Consider the following 21,172-nt stretch of genomic DNA (forward strand, 5'->3'; position numbering starts at 1 on the left):
CCGGGATCCCGTGTCACGCCCGCAACATCTCCTCCAGCTTCCGCGCCACGGCGGCCGCGTCGCCGCTCGCCAATGGGGCGTCCTTGCCGTCGGTGACGTAGAACGCGTCGACCGCGTTGGCGCCGAGCGTCGAGACGTGTGCGCTGCGCACCCGCACCTCGGCGTCCTCCAGCGCCGCCCCGATCCGGAAGAGCAGTGCGGGGGCGTCCTGGGCGCGCACCTCGATGACGGTGGCGTGCCGGGAGGCGGCCGGGGCGACGGTCACCCGCGGCGGGGGCGCCACGACACCCCGGCGCCGCGGATAGGCGGCGTCGCGCTCGGCGAGCCGCCCGGCGATGTCCAGCGAGCCGTCCAGGGCCCGTACGAGATCGGCGCGCAGCCGGGCCGCCTGGGGCAGCGAGCCGTACTGGGCGGCGACCCGCCAGTTCAGCAGCAGGACCGAGCCCTCGACGCCGTCGGGCAGGGCCAGGGTGCGCAGTTCCGCCGTACGGACCGTCAGGCGGTGCATCGCCAGGATGCCGGCCACCGCGGGCAGGACGCCCGGCTGGTCCGGTACGGCGATCACCAGCTCCACGCCCAGTGGCTCGGGGTCCCCGGACGGCTGCTCCTCGGAGGGCGCCTCGGTCTGGGCGCGCAGGGAGAGCACGGGACCGCCGGTGGCGATCGCCTCGATGGCGAGCCGCTCCTGCTCGGCGGTGGGGGCGGCCGCCTCGGGCTCGTCGGGTTCGTCCCCGGCGAGCACCGCGGCGACCCGTTTGACGAGGTCGGCGACCAGGGAGCCCCGCCAGGTCGACCAGGCTGCCGGTCCGGTGGCCAGGGCGTCCGCCTCGGTCAGCGCGTGCAGCAGCTCCAGGGTGCCCTGCGAGCCGACCGCCTCGGCGACCGCGCGCACGGTGGCCGGGTCCTCCAGGTCGCGCCGGGTGGCGGTGTCGACGAGCAGCAGATGGTGCCGTACGAGAGCCGCGAGAACGGCGACGTCGTCGCGGTCGAAGCCGATCCGGCCCGCCACGTCGCGCGCGATGATCTCGCCGGCCACCGAGTGGTCGCCGGGCCAGCCCTTGCCGATGTCGTGCAGCAGGGCGGCGACGAGGAGCAGGTCGGGGCGGTGGACGCGGCGGGTGAACTCCGAGGCGCGCACGGCGGTCTCGATGAGGTGCCGGTCGACGGTCCAGATGTGCACGGCGTTGCGCTGGGGGCGGCAGCGGACCCGCTCCCAGTCGGGCAGCATGCGGGTGATCAGGCCCTCGGCCTCCAGCGCCTCCCAGACCTCGATGGTGGGCTGCCCCGAGCCGAGCAGGGTCACCAGTTGCTCGCGCGCCTCGGCGGGCCACGGCGTGGGCAGGGGGCGCACCCCGGCCGCCATGCGCCGCACCGCGTGCAGGGAGAGCGGGAGTCCGGCCTGCGCGGCGGCGGCCGCGGCGCGCAGTGGGAGCACGGGGTCGCGGTCGGGGCGCGCGGCACGGGCGAGCACCACCTCGCCGTCCTGCTCGACCACGCCCTCGGCCAGCGGGGACCGCTCGGCGACCGGCTTGCCGCCGCCCAGCATGGCGCGCAGCCGCGGCCGCACGGAGCGCGACCTGAGCACCCGCCCGACCTCGCGCCAGGTGACGTCACTGGCGTACGAGATGACGCGCGCCGCTTCGTAGACCTGGCGCAGCAGGGTGTCGGCGTCCAGGAGGCCGAGTTCGGCGGCGACCTGGTCCTGCTCCTGGAGGGCGAGCCGGTCGGTCGCGCGCCCGGTGGTCAGGTGCAGGGCGTCCCGGACGTCGAGCAGCCGGCGCCGGGCGTCGTCGAGGCCCTCGCGCGGGGCGTCGGCCAGCCAGGAGGCGGCGACGGCGCGCAGGGCGGTCGCGTCCCGGAGTCCGCCGCGGGCCTCCTTGAGATCGGGTTCAAGGAGGTACTGGAGTTCGCCCTGGCGCTCGGCGCGCTCGGCGCACAGCTCCTGGAGCTCGGGCAGACGCTTGGGCGCCTGGTTGCGCCAGTCGGCGAGGACCGCCGTGCGGAGTCCGGCGGTCAGCCCCAGGTCACCGGCTAGGTGACGGGCGTCCAGGAGACCGAGTTGGACTTTCAAATCCTCCCCGGCGGTCTTGCGGGCCTCCGCGGGGGTGCGCACGGAGTGGTCGAGGGCGAGGCCCAGGTCCCACACCGGGTACCAGATGCGGTCGGCCAGGGCGGCGACCGCGCCGGAGTCGCTGCCGTCGTGCAGCAGGACCAGGTCCAGGTCGCTGCGCGGGGACAGCTCGCCGCGGCCGTAGCCGCCGACGGCGATCAGGGAGACTCCGCGCAGCCCCTCGCCCGCGGCGCCGAAGAGGCCGGCCAGCCACTCGTCCGTCAGTTCGGAGAGGGCGGAACGGCGCGGCGGCCCGGACCGCGCCCCCTCTTGGAGGAGGCGCAGCCGGGCCGCCGCGTAGCCGCTGGGTCCCGAGTCCTCTGCATCCTTGCGCACGTCCGTGCTCGTCACCCAGCAGCTCCTGTTCTGTTCTTCGGTCAGAGCGCGTCCGGGCCGCGCTCGCCCGTCCGGACCCGTACGGCGGTCTCGACCGGGAGGGACCAGACCTTGCCGTCACCGATCTTGCCGGTGCGGGCCGCCTTGACGATGACGTCGATCAGCTGCTCGGCGTCGTCGTCCTCGGCGAGGACCTCGATGCGGATCTTCGGGACCAGGTCGACGGTGTACTCGGCACCGCGGTAGACCTCGGTGTGGCCCCGCTGACGACCGTAACCGCTCGCCTCGGTGACCGTCAGGCCGTGGACCCCGAAGGCCTGGAGGGCTTCCTTGATCTCGTCGAGCCGGTGCGGCTTGACGACGGCGGTGATGAGCTTCATGCGTCCACCTTCTTGGACTCGACAGCGACGGCGACCTTGGCGGCACCGCCACCGGCACCGCTGAAGTCGTAGGCGGTCTCGGCGTGCTCGGCCTGGTCGATGCCCGAGATCTCCTCGTCCTCGTCGACCCGCATACCGATGGTCTTGTCGAGGAGGAAGGCGAGGATCGCGGAGGCGATCAGGGAGTAGGCGAGGACCGCGAAGACACCGGCGCACTGCTTCCAGAACTGGTCCAGGCCGCCGCCGTAGAAGAGGCCCTCGACGTCGGACTGGCCCTTGCCGCTGGCGAAGAAGCCGATCAGCAGGGAGCCGATGACACCGCCGACCATGTGGACGCCGACGACGTCGAGCGAGTCGTCGTAGCCGAACTTGTACTTGAGGCCCACCGCCATGGCGCACAGGACACCGGCGATGACGCCGACGCAGATCGCGCCGATCGGGGTGACCGCACCACCGGAGGGGGTGATGGCGACCAGACCGGCGACCGCGCCGGAGGCGGCGCCCAGCGTGGTGAACGCGCCGTGGCGGATCTTCTCGTAGAGGAGCCAGCCGAGCATGGCCGCGGCGGTGGCGATCTGGGTGTTGACGAACATCAGGGAGCCGACGCCGTCGTCGTTGCCGAGCCACGAGCCGGCGTTGAAGCCGAACCACCCGAACCACAGGAGGCCCGCGCCGAGCATGACCAGCGGGAGGCTGTGCGGGCGCATCGGGTCACGCTTGAAGCCGACGCGCTTGCCGATGACCAGGATCACGCCGAGTGCCGCGGCACCCGCGTTGATGTGGACCGCCGTACCACCGGCGAAGTCGATCACACCGAGCTCGAAGGCCCAGCCGCCGGTGCCCCAGACCCAGTGCGCGACCGGGAAGTAGACGACCGTCGCCCACAGCACGACGAACAGCGACCAGGCGCTGAACTTCACGCGGTCGGCCAGGGCGCCGCTTATCAGGGCGGGGGTGATGATGGCGAACATCATCTGGAAAACCGCGAAGGCGAAGACGGGGATCGTGTAGCCGGACCAGATGTCCGCCTTGTCGATGCCGGTCCAGCCGAAGAAGTCGTTCTCCCAGCCGATGAGCGAGCCGTGGTCGGTACCGAACGCCATGGAGAAGCCGTAGACCACCCACAGGATGGTGACGATCCCCATGCTGATGAAGCTCATCATCAGCATGTTGAGGGTGCTCTTGACGCGGACCATGCCTCCGTAGAAGAAGGCGAGACCCGGGGTCATGATCAGCACCAGGGCGGAACAGATCAGCATGAAGCCTGTGTTGGCCACGGACAGCTTGTCCGCGGCGAGCGTGATGGCTGGTGCCATCGGCGTCTCCTCGTCGTAGGTACGGCCCCGTGCGGGCGAAGCCAGAGCGGATTGAGGGGTGGGCCGGTTATGCGCCATGAGATTGGCGCAGCGCGGTTTCGGTGGAAGCCCCTCGTTGTTTCGCCGCCGTGACGAAGGCGCCGCGTGTGTTACGCGTCGATGAACTGGCAGATTCCGGCCGCGTCGATCGTTATCGTGGCGCAACCTTCGTAGAAGGAAAGAAACCGGCCGCGGTCGGCCTTCCGATGACCTGGCATGGGGGAGCCGAGTCGGGCAGTTCGGGAGGGCCGGCCGCGGCCGGGGTTCAAGGGATCCGCGGGGTTGTCAGACGGCTTCCGCGGTCTCGGGCAGTTCGACGGCGAGCTTCTCCGTCAGGTCCACGACCTCCGCGAGATCACCGAAATCGCGTACGGCAGTGTCGATCGTCTTTCGGATACGAGTGTTGACGCGCTCGGAGCGGACTTTCCTGGCGATTCCCATGGCCTGTTCCGCCAGGACCGTGCTCTGCTCGGGCTCGCGCTGGAGCAGATGGACCGTGGCCATCCCGATGAGGTTCAGTGCGTACGACCGCTGGTGCTCGGTGTCCTCGGCGAAGAGCTCCACGGCCTTCTGCATGAGGGGCTCGGCCAGCGAGGCGTAGGTGGGGCTGCGACCGGCGACGTAGGCCAGGTCGCGGTAGGAGTGTGAGTTCTCGCCGTACAGCTCGGCCTCGGAGAAGAAGCGGATCCAGTCGGGGTCCGGCTCGTCCCACTCGCCGGCGTCGGCGAAGGTGTCCTCGGCCATCCGGACCGCCCGCTTGCACCGGCCGGGCTGGCCCATGTTGGCGTAGGCGCGAGCCTCCATCGCATACAGCATCGACTGGGTGCGCGGGCTCGCGCAGTCCCGGCTGCCGTACTGCGCGAGGTGGATCAGCTCCAGGGCGTCCTCGGGCCGGCCGAGGTGGATCATCTGGCGGCTCATGCTGGACAGGACGTACGAGCCGAGGGGCCGGTCACCGGCCTCCTTGGCGGCGTGCAGCGCGAGGACGAAGTACTTCTGGGCGGTGGGCTGCAGCCCCACGTCGTACGACATCCAGCCGGCCAGCTCGGCCAGCTCGGCGGCGACCTTGAAGAGCTTGCGGGTGGTGGCCTCGGGCTGGGGCTCCTGGAGGAGGTCGGTCACCTCGTGCAGCTGGCCTACGACCGCCTTGCGGCGCAGGCCGCCGCCGCACTGGGCGTCCCACTCGCGGAACATCTTGGTCGTCGACTCGAGGAGCTCCAGCTCCGGCCGGGAGAGCCGGCCCGCGCGCCGGGAGGCGGGCTCGGGTTCGCGGTGCGGGGTGGCGGGGCCGGGGACCAGCCAGCGCTGCATGGGCTCGATGAGGGTCGGGCCCGCGGACAGGGCGAGCGAGGTTCCGAGGAAGCCGCGCCGCGCCAGCATGAGGTCGCTGCGCGAGAACTCGCTGAGCAGGGCCACCGTCTGCGGGCCCGTCCAGGGCAGGTCGACGCCGGTCGCGGAGGGCGACTGGCGGGCGGCGCGCAGTCCGAGGTCCTCGACGGAGACGACGCAGCCGAACCGCTCGGAGAACAGCTCGGACAGGATCCTGGGGATGGGTTCGCGGGGGTTCTCGCCGTCCAGCCAGCGGCGCACCCGCGAGGTGTCGGTGGAGATGTGGTTGGCCCCCAGCTGGCGGGCCCTGCGGTTGACCTGGCGGGCGAGCTCGCCCTTCGACCAGCCGCTGCGCACGAACCAGGAGGTGAGCAGTTCGTTGGGGCGCTTGTCGACCGGGGAAGAGCCCTGCGCAGCGCTACCGGCGCTCGTCCCGCTCCCGCTGTTGCCGCCCACTGGAACGCCCCCATCCCTGAGACCACTTGCCCTGAGGCCACTCGCCGTCGAGTGCGCCAAGCCCTATCAGAATGCCGGTAAATACGGCCGTCCGTCCGGCGGTTGTCATCCTTCGAACGGGAAGCCGACTTGCCTCCGGCATACCCACAAGTGCATGTGCCCCCAGGACTCGTGCACTCAAAGTAATCCTACGATCACCCGTCCAGCCATGGCGATCCCGGAAACGCCACCATTCGCCACCCCTTCGAATGAACTCACGGTCGCCTCCACACGATTCACTTGACATAGACCGACCGGGGGTGGGCGGAGCGATGCACTCAGGGGCGCACTCGGCCGAGCGCACCACCCGGAGCACATCCGAGCGCCACCGGAACCCGAAAGGGGAGACGGAGAGTGACCGGGCGAGTCCGTCACGTAACCACCGGCGCGCTGGACCCGTTGGAGGGGGCATGGGCTTCACGATCGGCGGCATCCGGGAGATGCGTTCGGGCACGCGTCGGCGCGGCCGCTCCTCGGAGTGCACGGCCGTCGCCGAGTTCACCGGACTCTGGGGCTGGGACGTCGTCCCGGGCGCGCGGGCCGCGGCGGGCGCCTGCTCCTGCGGACACGCGGACTGCCGTGCCCCGGGGGCCCATCCGCTCGACTTCGCGCCCCACATCCCCGCGGGTGCCACGCTCGACGACGTGACGAAGGCCTGGTCGGAGTTCCCGGGCGCCGCGGTGATGCTCCCCGTCGGCCGCGCGTTCGACGTCATCGAGGTGGCCGAGCCCGCCGGCCGCCGCGCCCTGGTCCGCCTGGAGCGCATGGGCCTGCCCCTCGGCCCGGTGACGGCGACCCCCGAGGGCCGCGCCCAGTTCTTCGTCGCCCCGGGCGCCGCGGCCGACCTGACGGAGCTGCTCTACCGCATGGGCTGGGACGACGCGACCTCCCTCGACCTGCGCGGCCTGGGCCCCGGCACGTACGTCACCGCTCCCCCGTCGGACCGGGGCGGCCTGGGCCCGGTCCAGTGGCTGCGGCCGCCCTCGCTGGACACGGCCACGAAGCCGCCGGCGGCCCGTCTGCTGCTGGGGACGCTGGCGTACGTGGCGCACCGGTCGCGCGCATAGCCGTACATGACGAAGCGCCCGCTCCAACTGCACCTTGGGGCGGGCGCTTCCTACAGCACCTACGGACATCCGGAGGTGGTCAGTCGCCGATAAGCGCATCCACGAACGCCTCCGGCTCGAACGGCGCCAGATCGTCCGCCCCCTCCCCCAGCCCCACCAGCTTCACCGGCACGCCCAGCTCCCGCTGGACCGCGACCACGATGCCGCCCTTGGCGGTGCCGTCGAGCTTGGTCAGGACGATGCCGGTGATGTCGACGACCTCGGCGAAGACGCGGGCCTGCACCAGGCCGTTCTGCCCGGTGGTGGCGTCGAGGACGAGCAGCACCTCGTCGAGCGGCGCGTGCTTCTCCACGACCCGCTTGACCTTGCCGAGCTCGTCCATGAGCCCGGTCTTGGTGTGGAGGCGGCCGGCCGTGTCGATGAGGACCACGTCGACCCCCATCTCCTTGCCCTCCTTGACCGCGTCGAAGGCGACGGAGGCGGGGTCCCCGCCCTCGGGCCCGCGCACGGTGTAGGCGCCGACCCGCTCGCCCCAGGTCTGGAGCTGGTCCGCGGCGGCGGCCCGGAAGGTGTCGGCGGCGCCGAGGACGACCGTACGGCCGTCGGCGACGAGGACGCGCGCGAGCTTGCCCGTGGTGGTGGTCTTGCCGGTGCCGTTGACCCCGACGACCATCACGATGCCGGGCTTGCGGTCGTCCGGCTCGGTCTTCACCGTGCGGTCGACCTCGGTGCCGACGAGCTTGAGCAGCTCCTCGCGCAGCAGGCCGCGCAGTTCGACGGGGGTGCGGGTGCCGAGCACCTTCACGCGCTCGCGCAGCCCGTCGACCAGTTCCTGGGTCGGGGCCACGCCGACGTCGGCGGTGAGGAGGATGTCCTCGATCTCCTCCCAGGTGTCGTCGTCGAGGTGCTCGCGCGACAGCAGGGCGAGGAGCCCCTTGCCGAACGCGTTCTGGGAGCGGGAGAGCCGGCCACGGAGCCGGACCAGGCGTCCCGCGGTGGGCTCCGGGACCTCGATCTCGGCGGGTGGGAGCTCTTCGGCGACGGGCGGCGCGGAGCCGTCCGGGAGGTCCACCTCCTCTATCGTCCGGCGCGGTTCGTCGCGCGGGGTCTCGGCCTCGTCGCCGACGTGCGGCTCGGCCGGAGGGGCGGTGATGTCGGGAGCGGCGGGAGGGGGCGGGGGCAGCGACTTCTTGCGCCGGCTGCCGACGACGAGCCCGCCGAGCACACCGAGCACGACCACGGCGATGACTACAGCAAGGATGACGGTTTCCATAACGCGTCCAGTATCCATCCCTCCCTCGCGGGGGCTCCCTGGAGGACATGGGCCGATCCCGTGGTCATTTCATCCCCTATATGGTGATTGACCATGAGTGCCCTCGAAACCCACGGCCTGGAACCGGTTCCCGACGCCGAGCGCACCGCCCGGACCCGCGGCCTCTTCCCCACCTGGGTGGCCGCCAACATCAGCGTCCTGCTGCTGACCATGGGAGCGGGCCTGTCCGTCTCGTACGGCCTGAACTTCTGGCAGGCACTCGTGGTGGGCGTCGCCGCGCCCGTCGTGTCGTACGGCCTCGTCGGCCTGATCGGTGTCGCCGGCAAGCGCGGCGGCGCGCCCGGCATGGCCCTGTCCCGCGCGGTCTTCGGGCAGCGCGGGAACCTGCTGCCCGGGGCGCTGATCTGGGTCGCCCGCTGGGGCTGGGAGACGATCAACGCGGTGACCGGCGCCTATGCGCTGCTCACGGTCCTGGACATCCTCTTCGGCGTCCGGAAGAGCACGCCCCTGATCGTCGCGACCCTGCTCCTCTTCGTGGCCACGACCTTCGTGATCTCGGGCCTGGGCATCGAGGCCGTGCGGGTGTGCAACCGCTGGGCGACCCGCCTCTTCGCGGTCTTCTCCGCGCTGGTCCTGGCGTATCTGGTCGCCGAGACGGACTGGAGCGAGGTCTTCGGGCGGCCCGCGGGACCGGCGTCGGCGGTGGTGGCGGGCGTCGGCCTGATCGCGGCGGGCGGGATCAGCTGGGTGCCGACCTCCCCCGACTTCACGCGCTATCTGCCGCGTACGGCGTCCTCGGCGGCGATCGTACGCAACACGGTGGGCGGCGCCGGGATCGTCGTCCTGCCGATGGTGCTCATGGGCGCGGTGATGGCCTCCGGCACCCCGGACCTGGCCTCGGCGCCGGATCCGGTCTCCTTCCTCGGCGAGATCCTCCCGCTCTGGCTGGCCGTCCCCTACCTGCTGATCGCCCTGGTCGGCACCCTCCTGATCAACGCGATGTCGATGTACTCCGCGGGCTTCACCGCCCAGACACTCGGCTTCCGGGTCCCGCGACACTGGGCGGTCTCGGTCAACGCGGTCATCTCGCTGACCCTCGGCGCCGTCCTGATGCTGGCCGCGACGAGCTTCATGGGCACCTTCGTCACCTTCCTGTCCCTCCTCGCGGTGGCCTTCTCGGCCTGGGCGGGCGTCTTCGGTACGGACATGCTCCGCCGCCGCTTCTACGACCCTGAGGCCCTCCTCGACACCGGCCGCACCAGCGCCTACTGGTACCGGGGCGGCTTCAGCCCGGCCGCCGTCACCGCGTGGGCGGCCGGACTCGGCACGGGACTCCTCTTCACGGCCTCCGACTGGTTCAGCGGCCCGTTCTCCTCGGGCAACCCGATCGGCGAGTACGGCCTCGGCTGGCTGGCCACGATCACCGTCTCGGGCGCGCTGTACGCGGCGCTGCCCAAACCTGCGGTGGTCACGTCCGCCGACCGGCGCCTGCCTCTGGCCGTCTGACGCACCGTCAGCTACCGTCCCCCGCACCAGCCGCCCGGTGAAGGGGGACCCCCATGCCCGTCACGGTCGTACGCTTCAACCTCGTCGAACCCGGCGCGACCCCGGCCTCCCTGGGCGCGCGCTACAAAGCGGCCCTGGAGATGGCCGCCTACGCCGACGAGCACGGCATCACCACCGTGCAGACCGAGGAGCACCACGGCGTCGCCAACAACTGGCTGCCCTCGCCCTTCGCCTTCGCGGCCGCGGTCTTCGGCGCGACGCAGCGCATCGCGGTCACCGTCTCCGCCGTCATCGGCCCCCTGCACGACCCGCTCCGCCTGGCCGAGGACATCGCCGTCCTGGACCTGCTGAGCGGCGGCCGCCTCGTCACGGTCGCCGGCATCGGCTACCGCCCCGAGGAGTACGCCCAGTTCGACGTCGACTGGAAGCGCCGGGGCCGCCTCCAGGACGAACTCCTGGAGACCCTCCTCAAGGCCTGGACCGGCGAGGAGTTCGAGTACCGCGGCCGTACGGTACGGGTCACCCCGCGCCCCTTCACCGACCCGCACCCCCTCCTCCTGGTCGGCGGCTCCTCCAAGGCGGCGGCCCGGCGAGCCGCCCGCCTCGGCCTCCCCTTCTTCCCCAGCGCGCATCTGCCGGAGCTGGAGGCGTACTACAAGGAACGGCTCGTGGAGTACGGCACGGAGGGCTGGACCATGATGCCGACGGCCGAGACACCGCTGCTGCACCTCGCCGAGGACCCGGACCAGGCGTGGGCCCGGTACGGCGGGCATTTCCTGCACGAGGCGCAGACCTACGCCTCCTGGCAGTCCGGGGACATCCGCTCGGCGGTCCGGTCGGCGGCCACGTCCGTGGACGAACTCCGCGCGGAGGGCGTGTACCGGATCCTCACCCCGGACCAGTGCGTGGAGCAGGGTCTCGACAACCTCGTACTGCATCCGCTGGCGGGCGGAATGCCGGTGGAGGAGGGCTGGCGGAGTATGCGGCTGTTCGCGGAGCGGGTGATTCCGGCGCTGGGTGACTGAGCCGGGGCGTCACGGCCGGGGAGGTGCACGCGTTTCTGCGGGAGATCGCGCTGCTGCGCGCGCATCTCGACCCGCTCGCCTACAGCACCGAGCGCCGGCGGGCGACGGCCGAGGAGCACGAGCAGCAGATCGCGGAACTGCTGCGGATCATCGAGGAGGCCGCCCTGCGGGCCCTGTTGATCGGCGGCGGGGTCCTCGTCCGGTGACCCCCGGCGCGTAGGACACCGCCGCCCCCGGTCCAGGCGGTTGCCGGGCCGGGGGCGGCGGAAGGTTCGGGGAGAGGGGCAGCGGGGTGGTGACCCCTCCCCCCGGGCTCGTGGGCGGGCCGTCAGCCCATCTCCTCCAGCGCCTTGCCCTTCGTCTCCTTGACGTACTTGAGGACGAACGGGATGGAGAGCGCGGCGAAGACCGTGTAGATCACGTAGGTGACGGAGAGGTTCCAGTCGGCCAGCGACGGGAAGCTCGCGGTGATGGCCCAGTTGGCGATCCACTGCGCGGAGGCGGCGACGCCCAGCGCGGCGGCGCGGATCCGGTTCGGGAACATCTCGCCGAGGAAGACCCAGACGACCACACCCCAGGACAGGGCGAAGAAGAGCACGAAGACGTGGGCGGCGATGAGTGCGGTCCAGCCCTGCGCGGCGGGCAGCTTGCCGTCGACGAGGTCGAAGGAGAACGCCCAGGCCTCCAGACCGAGCCCGATCACCATGCCGACCGAGCCGATCAGCGCGAGCGGCTTGCGGCCGATCCGGTCCACGAAGATCATCGCGATCACGGTGCCGACGATGTTGATGATCGACGTCGTGAAGGAGTAGAAGAACGAGTCCGTCGGGTCGACACCGACCGACTGCCACAGCGTCGAGGAGTAGTAGAACGCGACGTTGATGCCGACGAACTGCTGGAAGACCGACAGCCCGATACCGACCCAGACGATCGGCTTGAAGAAGAACGAACCGCCGAGCAGGTCCTTGAAGGTCGACTTGTGCTCGCTCTTCATCGCGTGCTCGATCTCGGCGACCCGGGCGTTCAGGTCGATCTTGTCGCCCTCGACCTCGGCGAGGATCTCGCGGGCCCGCTCGTGCTTGCCGACGGAGATCAGGAAGCGCGGGGACTCGGGGATGGCGAAGGAGAGCAGCCCGTACAGGACGGCCGGGACCACCATGACGCCGAGCATGACCTGCCAGGCCTCAAGACCCATCAGCTTGCCGCGCTGGTCGCCGCCGGCCGCGTTCAGCAGGCCCCAGTTGACCAGCTGCGAGATGGCGATGCCGATGACGATCGCGGCCTGCTGGAAGGAGCCGAGGCGGCCGCGGTACGCCGGCGGGGCGACCTCGGCGATGTAGGCGGGGCCGATGACCGAGGCCATGCCGATGGCGAAGCCGCCGACGATCCGCCAGAAGGCGAGGTCGTACAGCGCGAAGGGCAGCGCCGAGCCGACGGCGCTGATCGTGAAGAGGACGGCCGAGATCTGCATGCAGCGGATCCGGCCGATGCGGTCGGCGATCCGTCCCGCGGTCGCCGCGCCGATGGCACAGCCGATCAGGGCGATGGCGATGACCTGTGCCAGGGCCGCGGAACCGATGTCGTAGCGGTCCCGGATGGCCTCGACGGCACCGTTGATCACGGAGCTGTCGTAGCCGAAGAGGAAACCGCCCATCGCGGCCGCCGCCGCGATGAAGATGACGTGCCCGAGGTGATCGGGATGAGCCGTCCGGGCTCCTGACTGCTGCGCCTGCGCTGTATTGGTCACGTTCAACTCCTAAGGCCACACAGACCCTATGCCTTCAATTCCTAAAGTCAAAGGTGGGGTGATGTGAGAAAGCAGGCACTGATCGAGACTCTTGTGTTCAAGTCTTGAAGGAATGGAAACGGAGTGGACCGGCTAGCGCAGCCGCTGGCTGATGACCTTCGAGACGCCGTCGCCCTGCATGGAGACGCCGTACAGCGCGTCGGCGACCTCCATCGTCCGCTTCTGGTGCGTGATCACGATGAGCTGCGAGGCCTCTTGCAGTTCCTGCATGATTCGGATCAGCCGCTGGAGGTTGGTGTCGTCGAGCGCGGCCTCGACCTCGTCCATGACGTAGAACGGGCTCGGCCGCGCCTTGAAGATCGACACGAGCAACGCTACGGCGGTGAGTGAGCGCTCGCCACCGGAGAGCAGGCTCAGCCGCTTCACCTTCTTGCCCGGCGGCCGCGCCTCGACGTCCACGCCCGTGGTGAGCATGTTGTCGGGGTCGGTGAGGATCAACCGCCCCTCGCCACCCGGGAAGAGCCGGCTGAAGACGCCCTCGAACTCCCGCGCCGTGTCCCGGTACGCCTCGGTGAAGACCTGCTCGACACGCTCGTCGACCTCCTTCACCACCTGAAGCAGGTCGGCGCGGGTCTTCCTGAGGTCCTCCAGCTGCTCACTGAGGAACTTGTGCCGCTCCTCCAGCGCCGCGAACTCCTCCAGGGCGAGCGGGTTGACCTTGCCGAGCTGCTGGTAGGCGCGCTCGGCGGCCTTGAGCCGCTTCTCCTGCTCGGCCCGGTGGAACTGCTTCGGCTGGTTGCGCGGATGCTCCGGATCCTCCGGCAGCTCCTCGCCCTCGGCGGGCAGCGAGGGCGGGACGAGCTGATGGGGGCCGTACTCCTCGACGAGCCCCGCGGGCTCCACGCCCAGCTCCTCCAGCGCCTTGGTCTCCAGCTGCTCGATCCGCATCCGCTTCTCCGCGCCGAGCACCTCACCCTTGTGCACGGAGTCGGTCAGCTTGTCGAGCTCGGCCTTGAGATCGCGGCCGGTGGTGCGGGCCGCCGCGAGCTCCTGCTCGCGCCGGGCCTTGGCCGCGTCGGCGACGGTCCGCTCCTCCTGTGCGCGGCCGAGCGAGACCTCGACGTGCGCGAGCAGCTGCCGGGCACCGTTCGCTACCGCTTCGGCGACGGTGGCCTCGTGGCGGAGCCTTGCCTTGCGCTGCTCGGCACGCGCGCGTGCGTCGCGCTCCGCTCGGGCGGCGCGGTCGAGGGAGTCGGCCCGTCCGGCCAGTCCCTTGACGCGTTCCTCGTGCGTACGGACCTGGAGGCGGGCCTCCATCTCGGTCTGCCGTGCGTTGGCGCCGTCGGCGGCGAGACGGTCGCGTACGGAGGTGTCCGGTTCCTCCTCGACCGGCATCTCCTCGGCGACGGCGAGGCGTTCGGCGAGCTCCTCGACCTCTTCGAGGGCCTTCTCCAGGGCGTCCTGTGCGCGGGCTGCTGCTGCCGTGGAGCGTTCTGCCTCGCCTGCCGCTCCGCGGGCCTGGCCTGAGAGCCTGCCGAGTTGCTGGGCGACCGCCGACTTCTCACGGTCTGCGGCTCTACGGCGTTCTCCCAGCTCCTCCACTTGGGCGGCTGCGGCTTTGCGGTGCTCTACGGCGGTGTGCTGGGCCTCGGTGAGTTCCTCGCAGCGGACTGCCAGCTCTTCGAGTTCCGCCGCCGCCTCGTCCACCGAAGCCTGTACTTCGAGGAGGCTGGGGGCGCCTGCGGAGCCGCCGTGGGCGAAGTGGGCGGCCAGGAGGTCGCCTTCTTCGGTGACTGCGGTGAGGTGGGGGTTCGCGTAGACGAGGTCTTCGGCGTCTTCGAGGGTGCCGACGATGACGATGCCGTGGAGTAGGCGTCTTACGGCCGGCATGAGGTCCTGTGGGGCGCGGACCAGGTCTGCCGCGTGTTGATGGGTGGCGTCTGCGGGGCCGTCGTGGCTGGTCGCGCAGTTCCCCGCGCCCCTGGGTTGGTCTGCCGACCCTGCGACAAGAAGTGAAGCCCTGCCTCCGTCTTGTTTCCGCAGCAAGCGGATTGCGTCTGCCGCTGCCTGTGGGGATGTCACCGCCAACGCGTCCGCTGCCGCGCCGAACGCCGCTGCCAGGGCCACCTCGTGGCCCGGTGTCACCGTCAGGAGTTCTGCCGCCGGGCCGAGCAAGCCGGTGAGGCGGTCCTTTGCGTTCAGGAGGGCTCCTGTGCCGTCCTTCCTTCGCAGTCCCAGCGCCAAGGCCTCGTGTCTCGCCTGGGTCGCCGCCCTCTTGCGTTCCGCTGCTGTGGCCGCCTCTCGGGCCGCCGTCAGTGCGGACTCCGCTTCGGCCAACTGCCGCTTGGCCGTCTCGTGTTGTGCCGCCAGTTCCGCGTCGTCCGCGTCCAGGCCGTCGACCTCGGCCTTGAGGGTCTCGTACTCCTCCTGGGCAGCGAACGCGCGCTCCTGGGCCTCGTCCCGCGCCGCCGCCAGGCGGTCGATCTCGGCCTGGGCGGAGGCGGCGCGTGAACGGGCCGCGTTGACCTGGCCGTTGAGACGGGCGAGGCCCTCGCGGCGGTCGGCGATGGCGCGGGCCACGTCCTTCAGGCGCCGCTCCTCCTGGACCAGCGTGCGCTCCAGTTCGGCGCGGTGGGCGACCGTGTCCTCCAGGGCGTGCTCGGCCGCCTCCAGGGCCGCCTCCAGCTCGGCCTCCTGCTCGCGGATCCGGGCGGCCTCGCGCTCCATGTCCTCGGGGTCGCGGCCCCGGCGCTCCTCGGGCGGCGCCGAGGTGGCGCTCTTCACCCGCGCGTCGGCCAGCGAGATCGTGCCGCGCACCCGCTCGGCGAGCTGGGAGAGTTCGTACCAGGTCTGCTGGGCCCGCTGGAGCCGGGGCGTGAGCTGCCGGACCTCGTCCTCCAGGAGGGCCTCGCGCTGGAGGGCCTTCTTCAGCTCCTGCTCGGCGGCCTCCTTGCGCTCCTTCAGCGCGGCCTCGTCCGCGACCTCGGTCTGGAGCGCCTGGCGCAGTCGTACGAGATCGTCGGCGAGGAGGCGGAGGCGGGCGTCCCGCAGGTCCGCCTGGATGACGGCGGCCCGGCGCGCGACGGCCGCCTGGCGGCCCAGCGGCTTGAGCTGCCTTCGGAGTTCGTCCGTGAGGTCCTGCACGCGGGCGAGGTTGGCCTGCATCGCGTCCAGTTTGCGGAGGGCCTTCTCCTTGCGCTTGCGGTGCTTCAGGACACCCGCGGCCTCTTCGATGAAGGCGCGGCGGCCCGTGGGGTCCGCGTGCAGGACGGAGTCGAGCTGGCCCTGGCCGACGATGACGTGCATCTCGCGGCCGATACCGGAGTCGGAGAGCAGGTCCTGGATGTCGAGGAGACGGCAGGTGTCGCCGTTGATCTGGTACTCGCTGCCGCCGTTGCGGAACATGATCCGCGTGATGGTGACCTCGGCGTACTCGATGGGCAGCGCGCCGTCGGAGTTGTCGATGGTCAGGGACACCTCGGCGCGGCCCAGCGGGGGACGCCCGGTGGTGCCGGCGAAGATGACGTCCTCCATCTTGCCGCCGCGCAGCGACTTGGCGCCCTGCTCGCCCATGACCCAGCTGAGGGCGTCGACGACGTTGGACTTGCCCGAGCCGTTCGGTCCGACGACACACGTGATGCCCGGCTCGAACCGGAGTGTGGTCGCCGAGGCGAACGACTTGAACCCTCGGAGGGTCAGGGCCTTGAGGTGCACGCCGCTGGACTCTACCTTCCGGGGGTGTCTCACTCCATGAACGCGGAGTTTCCCGCGGTTTCACCTTTGAACGTGCAGGGCACATCAAACGTTGAAGAGAGTGAAGGGATTGCGCGGGGGCAAGAAAGAAGGGACGCCGAAGCGTCCCTTGCAAACTCTGACAACTTAGCGGTTGATACAGGCCTACCGACCACTGCGTGAGCTGTCGTGGAGCGATGCAGTGATCAGGTGAGCGCAGGCTCCGCCTGGTGTGCGTCGATGCTCTCCAGGAGACTTTCGTGAGAAGCGGCAGCCGCGAGCGCGTCGTTCTCCGCCTGGATCCGAACGAGCTCGGATTCCAGGTCCTGGACACGCTGCTGGAGCCGTCGCATCTCGGCGAGGAGTCGCGGGTCGGAGCCGCCGACGTAACCGAGAAGCGCCTTTGCCATGATGGATGGTCCTCCACACTGAGTGACCGACCGAAGCGGTGTGGGTCGTGAGGGATTCGCACCCGCGGTGCTTGACACTCTTGAGTTCGTGCTGCCGTTCATCCATGCCAAACAGCTAAGGTGCGCGGGGTGCTTTCAGCGTCTCACCAAAAAGTTTGACGGTCAACACGATCACGCCCCGTATTGGGGGCGACCCCGGCGCGCGCGGCCTGGAAACGGCGGCGCTGCTGCTCCTCGGGGGCCCGTGGGGCGTGACGATCAATCTTAGGTGCGGAGCCTGCCACGAGAAGCCCTTCTTGGCAACCACCAGCGCCTTTCTGCTCCGGGCAGGTGCCGGTGGCATGTCCCTCCGCTTCCACCGGGGCCGGTTTACAGAATCGGCTCAACGGATGGCGAAGCCGTCGTAACCCCCACGAGGTGTGTCCCAGATCTCGGTGACGCCGTCCACGCGCCCGGGCGTGTCGTCACCCTGGAGCCAGTCGAGGAGTCCTTCGCAGCCCCGTTTCGGTCCTTCCGCGACCACTTGGACCCGTCCGTCGTCCAGATTGAGAGCAAAACCACTCAGGCCGCCGATCTCCAGCGCCTTGGCCCGCGTGAACCAGCGGAAACCCACACCTTGGACGCGTCCGCGCACCCAGGCGACCAGTCGTACATCCTCGCTCATGGGTGCAACCTAACCGGCCAATGTCTCTCCGGGCACTCCTTCCTCTGGCGCCATGCGGTACCGTCCCCTGCCAATGAATCTCATACGAAACTCACTCGATCGTGTGAGTTTTGTGACTTTGGTTGACCGGGGGGACGCGTCGACCTCACGAACAGACGAGGAAGGCAAGGACATGGGACGCCACCGACGCTCCGCCGCCGGCCGCGCCGCCACGGGCCGCGCCACGGGGGTCACGGAAACACTCGGCTCCTACCCGAGCGACTACGCCCCGCAGGACTCGTACAGCAACAGCTACGGCTACGCCCCGCAGAACCAGTTCGCCACGGTGGGCGCGGCCGCTTCGGCGGACTTCTCTTCCGCGGACTTCTCCGCCTCCGACTTCTCCGCCCCCGACTTCCCCGTCGTCGGCGAGACCTCGGCGGACTCCTTCGCCCGCAGCGACGCCTACCTCTTCGCCTCCGAGGAGGAGTACGCCCTCTACCGCGGCGAGAGCTACGTACCCGCCGACGGCCCCCGGCGCGGCTCGCACCGCCGGCGGAAGAAGAAGGTCGCCACCCCGGTGAAGTCCGGCCTGCTCGGGGTCTCCGCGGCCGTCGCCATCGGCACCGTCGCGGTCGCCACCGGCATGGTGCCGGGCCTGGACAACTACAAGATCGGCAGCACCAAGAACCCCGGCGGCGACGTCCAGGCCGCCGGTTCGCCGACCAACTCCCCGGCCGAACAGGGCGGCACCTCGGGCAGCGCCGAGGGCCGCGAGGAGGGTTCCTCGACCAGCCGGGACTCCGAGCGCGCCTCCTCCCCCGCGCCGGCCCCCTCCACCTCGACGGCGGCACCGGCCGAGAAGCAGACGGAGAAGCCCTCGGCCACGCCCAGCGAGGAGCCCGAGACGACCCCTTCGAAGGAGAAGACGAAGGAGCCGGCGGAGAAGGAGACCACCGCCCCCGCGCCGGTCTCCGTGGAGGCTGCCGCCGAGGCCGAGGTCCTGCGGCTCGTCAACGTGGAGCGGGCGAAGGTCGGGTGCAGCCCGGTCGCCGCGAACAGCGCGCTGACCGAGCTGGCCACGGCGTTCAGCAAGGCCATGGCCGACGAGGACTTCTTCGACCACACCGACCCGAGCGGGGCCACGCCCTGGGACCGCGCGGCGAAGGCCGGCATCACCAGCCTCGGCGGCGAGAACATCGCCCGCGGCCAGGCCGACGCGGCCGCGGTGATGGAGGCCTGGATGGAGAGCCCCGGCCACAAGGCCAACATCCTGAACTGCGACTTCCAGACGCTGGGGGTCGGTGTGCAGTTCGGGGCGGGCGGCCCCTGGTGGACGCAGGACTTCGGCTACTAGATCCTTTACGGCCGTCCTTTACTGACCGATACGGGCAGCGCTTTCCATTGGTTAGCGCTCCCTGTCGGTCAGTGCTTTCTTCACGTACTGTTGACATATGGACATCACGCACGACCTCCCGTTCGACGTGTTCGCCAAGGCCTGTCCCTCGCGCGGCACCCTGGAGCACGTCACGGGACGCTGGGGCGGGCTGACGCTGGGCGCGCTGTACGAGGGCTCGCTGCGCTTCAACGAACTGCGGCGCCGGGTGGACGGCGTGAGCGAGAAGATGCTGTCCCAGACCCTCCAGGCCCTGGAGCGCGACGGCCTGGTGCACCGCGAGGCCCAGCCCACCAACCCGCCCCGGGTCGACTACGAACTCACCCCGCTGGGCCGCGGTGTCGCCGAGCGGCTCATCGGCCTCATCGAGTTCCTGGAAGGGCGGATGGGCGACGTCCTGGCCGCCCGCGAGCGTTACGACGTGACGCGCGGCGCCCGCTGACACCGCGGGCAGAAGTAGCTGGACCGGTTCATCCAGGCCCGCCTGCGCATCGGCGTACCGCACCTCTTGCACGGCAGTCCTTCACGGCCGTACGCGTCCAGGGACCGGTCGAAGTAGCCGGACTCGCCGTTGACGTTGACGTACAGGCTGTCGAAGCTGGTGCCGCCGACCGCGAGGGCCGCGTTCATCACGTCCCTGATGTGACCCAGGAGTTCGGCCGTGCGCGGGCGCGTGAAACCGGCGGTGGGGCGCTCGTAGTGGATCCGCGCGCGCCAAAGCGCCTCGTCCGCATAGATGTTGCCGACCCCGCTGATCAACGACTGGTCGAGCAGGGCCCGTTTGATGGTGCTGCGCTTGCGGCGGAGGTTGTCGTGGAAGGCCTCGTCGTCGAACTGCTCGTCGAGGGGGTCACGGGCGATGTGCGCGATGACGTCCGGCAGCCCGTCGGGGGTGTTGTCGTGCAACGACAGCCCGCCGAAGGTGCGTTGGTCCACGAACCGCAGCTCGGTGTCGACCTCGTCCGCGAACCTGACGCGAATCCTGAGGTGCTTCTCGTCGGGCGCGGCGTGCGGCTGGACGAGCAGCTGGCCGCTCATGCCGAGGTGCGCCAGGACCGACTGGTGCGTGTCCTCCAGCGGCAGCCAGAGGTACTTGCCGCGCCGGCTGGGCGTACCGACACGGTGCCCCTTGAGCCGGCGGACGAAGTCGTCGGCCCCGGCGATGTGCCGGCGCACGGCACGCGGGTGCAGCACCTCGGCCTCGGCGACCGTGCGATGGGCGACCCACCGCGCAAGCCCCCGCCGTACGACCTCGACCTCGGGCAACTCGGGCATGGGGTTCCCCCGTCACAAACCGGTGTATGAGCCGAGCGCCCGTCCCGGTTGTCCGGGGCAGGCGCTCGGATGCGCTGTTCGTTCGGCCTTCAGAGGGTCAGGCGGAGACGGAGGACGGACCTTCGTCGTCGTCCTCGGCAGCTGCGGCGGCTTCTTCGGCCGCTGCCTTGGCGCGCTCGTCCGCGGCGGCCCTGATGGACCTCCACGCGGACTCCGCGGCCTGCTGCTCCGCCTCCTTCTTGCTGCGGCCGGTGCCGGTGCCGTACGAGACGCCTCCGACGCGGGCGGCAGCAGTGAAGGTCTTCTCGTGGTCGGGGCCGGTCTCCGTGACCAGGTACTCGGGCACGCCGAGTCCTTCGGTCGCGGTGAGCTCCTGGAGACTGGTCTTCCAGTCCAGGCCGGCACCGAGGTTGGAGGACTTCTCGATCAACGGGTCGAAGAGCCGGTGGACGAGCTCGCTCGCCGCATCGAGACCCTGGTCGAGATAGACCGCGCCGATCACCGCTTCCAGGGTGTCGGCGAGGATGGATGCCTTGTCCCGGCCGCCCGTGCCCTCTTCACCGCGGCCGAGCCGGATGAAGGAGCCGAGTTCAAGGCCGCGACCGACCTCGGCCAGCGCACGCGAGTTGACCACCGCGGCCCGCAACTTGGCCAGCTGGCCTTCGGGCAGGTCGGGGTGGGTGGTGTACAGCGTGTCCGTGACGACGAGCCCCAGCACGGAGTCCCCGAGGAACTCCAGACGCTCGTTGGTCGGCAGGCCGCCGTTCTCGTACGCGTAGGACCTGTGGGTCAGCGCACGCACCAGAAGGGCGGACTCGAGCTTGTACCCGAGCCGCCCTTCCAACAGCGTGTGGGACGAGGCCTGGTTGTCGCCCGAGTTCTTCTTCGGAGTGGACACAGTGCCTCTCACCAGCCCGCTCAGACCTCGAGGACCTGGCGCTTGTTGTAGGTGCCGCAAGACGGGCACGCGATGTGCTGCAGCTTGGGCTCGTGGCAGCGCTCGCACGCAACCAGGGTGGGGACCGCAGCCTTCCACTGCGACCGGCGGTGGCGCGTGTTGCTGCGCGACATCTTCCGCTTCGGAACAGCCACG

General features: G+C 70.5%; 18 protein-coding genes. 6 read left to right on the forward strand and 12 right to left on the reverse strand.

Going from position 1 to position 21,172, the window contains the following annotated elements; all coding sequences use genetic code 11:
* Positions 1-13: 13 nt before the first annotated feature.
* From ABZ896_RS22655 to ABZ896_RS22670, 4 genes are all read right to left on the reverse strand, one after another.
* Positions 14-2,461, reverse strand: a complete 2,448-nt coding sequence (locus ABZ896_RS22655; protein ID WP_360931856.1) for a [protein-PII] uridylyltransferase — start codon at positions 2,459-2,461, stop codon at positions 14-16.
* A gap of 26 nt (positions 2,462-2,487) precedes the next feature.
* A complete protein-coding gene (locus tag ABZ896_RS22660; RefSeq protein ID WP_003997576.1) occupies positions 2,488-2,826 on the reverse strand; it encodes a P-II family nitrogen regulator in 339 nt (112 codons plus the stop codon).
* Positions 2,823-4,142 (reverse strand): ammonium transporter, encoded by a 1,320-nt coding sequence (locus ABZ896_RS22665; RefSeq protein WP_360931859.1) that lies wholly within the window; start codon positions 4,140-4,142, stop codon positions 2,823-2,825. The genes ABZ896_RS22660 and ABZ896_RS22665 overlap by 4 nt, the downstream gene beginning before the upstream one ends.
* A gap of 324 nt (positions 4,143-4,466) precedes the next feature.
* Positions 4,467-5,966 (reverse strand): hypothetical protein, encoded by a 1,500-nt coding sequence (locus ABZ896_RS22670; RefSeq protein ID WP_360931862.1) that lies wholly within the window; start codon positions 5,964-5,966, stop codon positions 4,467-4,469.
* Positions 5,967-6,415: 449 nt separating this feature from the next.
* On the opposite strand from ABZ896_RS22670, the gene ABZ896_RS22675 reads away from it, so the two are divergent.
* The gene (locus ABZ896_RS22675) at positions 6,416-7,072 is read left to right on the forward strand and encodes a bifunctional DNA primase/polymerase (protein WP_360931865.1); all 657 of its coding nucleotides are present in this window, start codon (positions 6,416-6,418) and stop codon (positions 7,070-7,072) included.
* Between the two features lie 79 nt (positions 7,073-7,151).
* Here the strand turns inward: ABZ896_RS22675 and ftsY are convergent, their stop codons facing one another.
* A complete protein-coding gene (gene ftsY, locus ABZ896_RS22680) occupies positions 7,152-8,345 on the reverse strand; it encodes a signal recognition particle-docking protein FtsY (RefSeq protein ID WP_360931868.1) in 1,194 nt (397 codons plus the stop codon).
* Positions 8,346-8,438: 93 nt separating this feature from the next.
* Here ftsY and ABZ896_RS22685 point away from each other — a divergent pair, with 93 nt between their 5' ends.
* From ABZ896_RS22685 to ABZ896_RS22695, 3 genes are read left to right on the forward strand one after another with little or no spacing between them, the layout of a single operon-like run.
* Complete coding sequence (locus ABZ896_RS22685) at positions 8,439-9,851, forward strand: cytosine permease (RefSeq protein ID WP_360931870.1); 1,413 nt, start codon at positions 8,439-8,441, stop codon at positions 9,849-9,851.
* A 53-nt stretch (positions 9,852-9,904) separates the two neighbouring features.
* Positions 9,905-10,876 carry an LLM class flavin-dependent oxidoreductase gene (locus ABZ896_RS22690; RefSeq protein WP_360931875.1) on the forward strand — a complete coding sequence of 324 codons (972 nt, stop codon included), beginning with the start codon at positions 9,905-9,907 and terminating at the stop codon, positions 10,874-10,876.
* A gap of 23 nt (positions 10,877-10,899) precedes the next feature.
* Positions 10,900-11,082, forward strand: a complete 183-nt coding sequence (locus ABZ896_RS22695; RefSeq protein ID WP_360931877.1) for a hypothetical protein — start codon at positions 10,900-10,902, stop codon at positions 11,080-11,082.
* Between the two features lie 122 nt (positions 11,083-11,204).
* On the opposite strand, the gene ABZ896_RS22700 is transcribed toward ABZ896_RS22695, so the two are convergent.
* The 4 genes from ABZ896_RS22700 to ABZ896_RS22715 all read right to left on the reverse strand — a co-directional run bounded on the left by ABZ896_RS22700 (position 11,205) and on the right by ABZ896_RS22715 (position 17,429).
* Positions 11,205-12,623 (reverse strand): sugar porter family MFS transporter, encoded by a 1,419-nt coding sequence (locus ABZ896_RS22700; protein ID WP_360931880.1) that lies wholly within the window; start codon positions 12,621-12,623, stop codon positions 11,205-11,207.
* Between the two features lie 132 nt (positions 12,624-12,755).
* On the reverse strand, positions 12,756-16,337 hold the full coding sequence (gene smc / locus ABZ896_RS22705; protein WP_360931883.1) for a chromosome segregation protein SMC: 3,582 nt from the start codon (positions 16,335-16,337) through the stop codon (positions 12,756-12,758).
* Positions 16,338-16,561: 224 nt separating this feature from the next.
* Positions 16,562-16,765, reverse strand: coding sequence for a hypothetical protein (locus ABZ896_RS22710; protein ID WP_057616507.1), 204 nt, complete (start codon positions 16,763-16,765; stop codon positions 16,562-16,564).
* A gap of 382 nt (positions 16,766-17,147) precedes the next feature.
* A complete protein-coding gene (locus tag ABZ896_RS22715; RefSeq protein WP_360931886.1) occupies positions 17,148-17,429 on the reverse strand; it encodes an acylphosphatase in 282 nt (93 codons plus the stop codon).
* 172 nt (positions 17,430-17,601) lie between these two features.
* Here ABZ896_RS22715 and ABZ896_RS22720 point away from each other — a divergent pair, with 172 nt between their 5' ends.
* Positions 17,602-18,765 (forward strand): CAP domain-containing protein, encoded by a 1,164-nt coding sequence (locus ABZ896_RS22720; protein WP_360931889.1) that lies wholly within the window; start codon positions 17,602-17,604, stop codon positions 18,763-18,765.
* Between the two features lie 97 nt (positions 18,766-18,862).
* Positions 18,863-19,246: a helix-turn-helix domain-containing protein gene (locus tag ABZ896_RS22725; protein WP_360931892.1), complete on the forward strand. Its 384-nt coding sequence runs from the start codon at positions 18,863-18,865 to the stop codon at positions 19,244-19,246.
* Here the strand turns inward: ABZ896_RS22725 and mutM are convergent.
* The 3 genes from mutM to rpmF all read right to left on the reverse strand — a co-directional run bounded on the left by mutM (position 19,219) and on the right by rpmF (position 21,171).
* Positions 19,219-20,079, reverse strand: a complete 861-nt coding sequence (gene mutM / locus ABZ896_RS22730) for a bifunctional DNA-formamidopyrimidine glycosylase/DNA-(apurinic or apyrimidinic site) lyase (protein WP_360931895.1) — start codon at positions 20,077-20,079, stop codon at positions 19,219-19,221. The two genes, ABZ896_RS22725 and mutM, sit on opposite strands and share 28 nt — an antisense overlap.
* Positions 20,080-20,176: 97 nt before the next feature.
* A complete protein-coding gene (gene rnc / locus ABZ896_RS22735) occupies positions 20,177-20,977 on the reverse strand; it encodes a ribonuclease III (protein ID WP_360931898.1) in 801 nt (266 codons plus the stop codon).
* A 20-nt stretch (positions 20,978-20,997) separates the two neighbouring features.
* Positions 20,998-21,171 (reverse strand): 50S ribosomal protein L32, encoded by a 174-nt coding sequence (rpmF, locus tag ABZ896_RS22740; protein WP_007493396.1) that lies wholly within the window; start codon positions 21,169-21,171, stop codon positions 20,998-21,000.
* Position 21,172 lies beyond the last annotated feature (1 nt).

The organism is Streptomyces sp. NPDC047072, from assembly GCF_040643855.1.
GTDB lineage: Bacteria > Actinomycetota > Actinomycetes > Streptomycetales > Streptomycetaceae > Streptomyces.

Coding starts and splice junctions, on each gene's coding strand:
- ABZ896_RS22720 (WP_360931889.1), top strand. CDS start 17,602: ATGGGACGCCACCGACGCTCCGCCGCCGGCCGCGCCGCCACGGGCCGC.
- ABZ896_RS22710 (WP_057616507.1), bottom strand. CDS start 16,765: ATGGCAAAGGCGCTTCTCGGTTACGTCGGCGGCTCCGACCCGCGACTC.
- ABZ896_RS22715 (WP_360931886.1), bottom strand. CDS start 17,429: ATGAGCGAGGATGTACGACTGGTCGCCTGGGTGCGCGGACGCGTCCAA.
- ABZ896_RS22690 (WP_360931875.1), top strand. CDS start 9,905: ATGCCCGTCACGGTCGTACGCTTCAACCTCGTCGAACCCGGCGCGACC.
- ABZ896_RS22660 (WP_003997576.1), bottom strand. CDS start 2,826: ATGAAGCTCATCACCGCCGTCGTCAAGCCGCACCGGCTCGACGAGATC.
- ABZ896_RS22675 (WP_360931865.1), top strand. CDS start 6,416: ATGGGCTTCACGATCGGCGGCATCCGGGAGATGCGTTCGGGCACGCGT.
- ftsY (WP_360931868.1), bottom strand. CDS start 8,345: ATGGAAACCGTCATCCTTGCTGTAGTCATCGCCGTGGTCGTGCTCGGT.
- ABZ896_RS22685 (WP_360931870.1), top strand. CDS start 8,439: ATGAGTGCCCTCGAAACCCACGGCCTGGAACCGGTTCCCGACGCCGAG.
- ABZ896_RS22665 (WP_360931859.1), bottom strand. CDS start 4,142: ATGGCACCAGCCATCACGCTCGCCGCGGACAAGCTGTCCGTGGCCAAC.
- mutM (WP_360931895.1), bottom strand. CDS start 20,079: ATGCCCGAGTTGCCCGAGGTCGAGGTCGTACGGCGGGGGCTTGCGCGG.
- ABZ896_RS22725 (WP_360931892.1), top strand. CDS start 18,863: ATGGACATCACGCACGACCTCCCGTTCGACGTGTTCGCCAAGGCCTGT.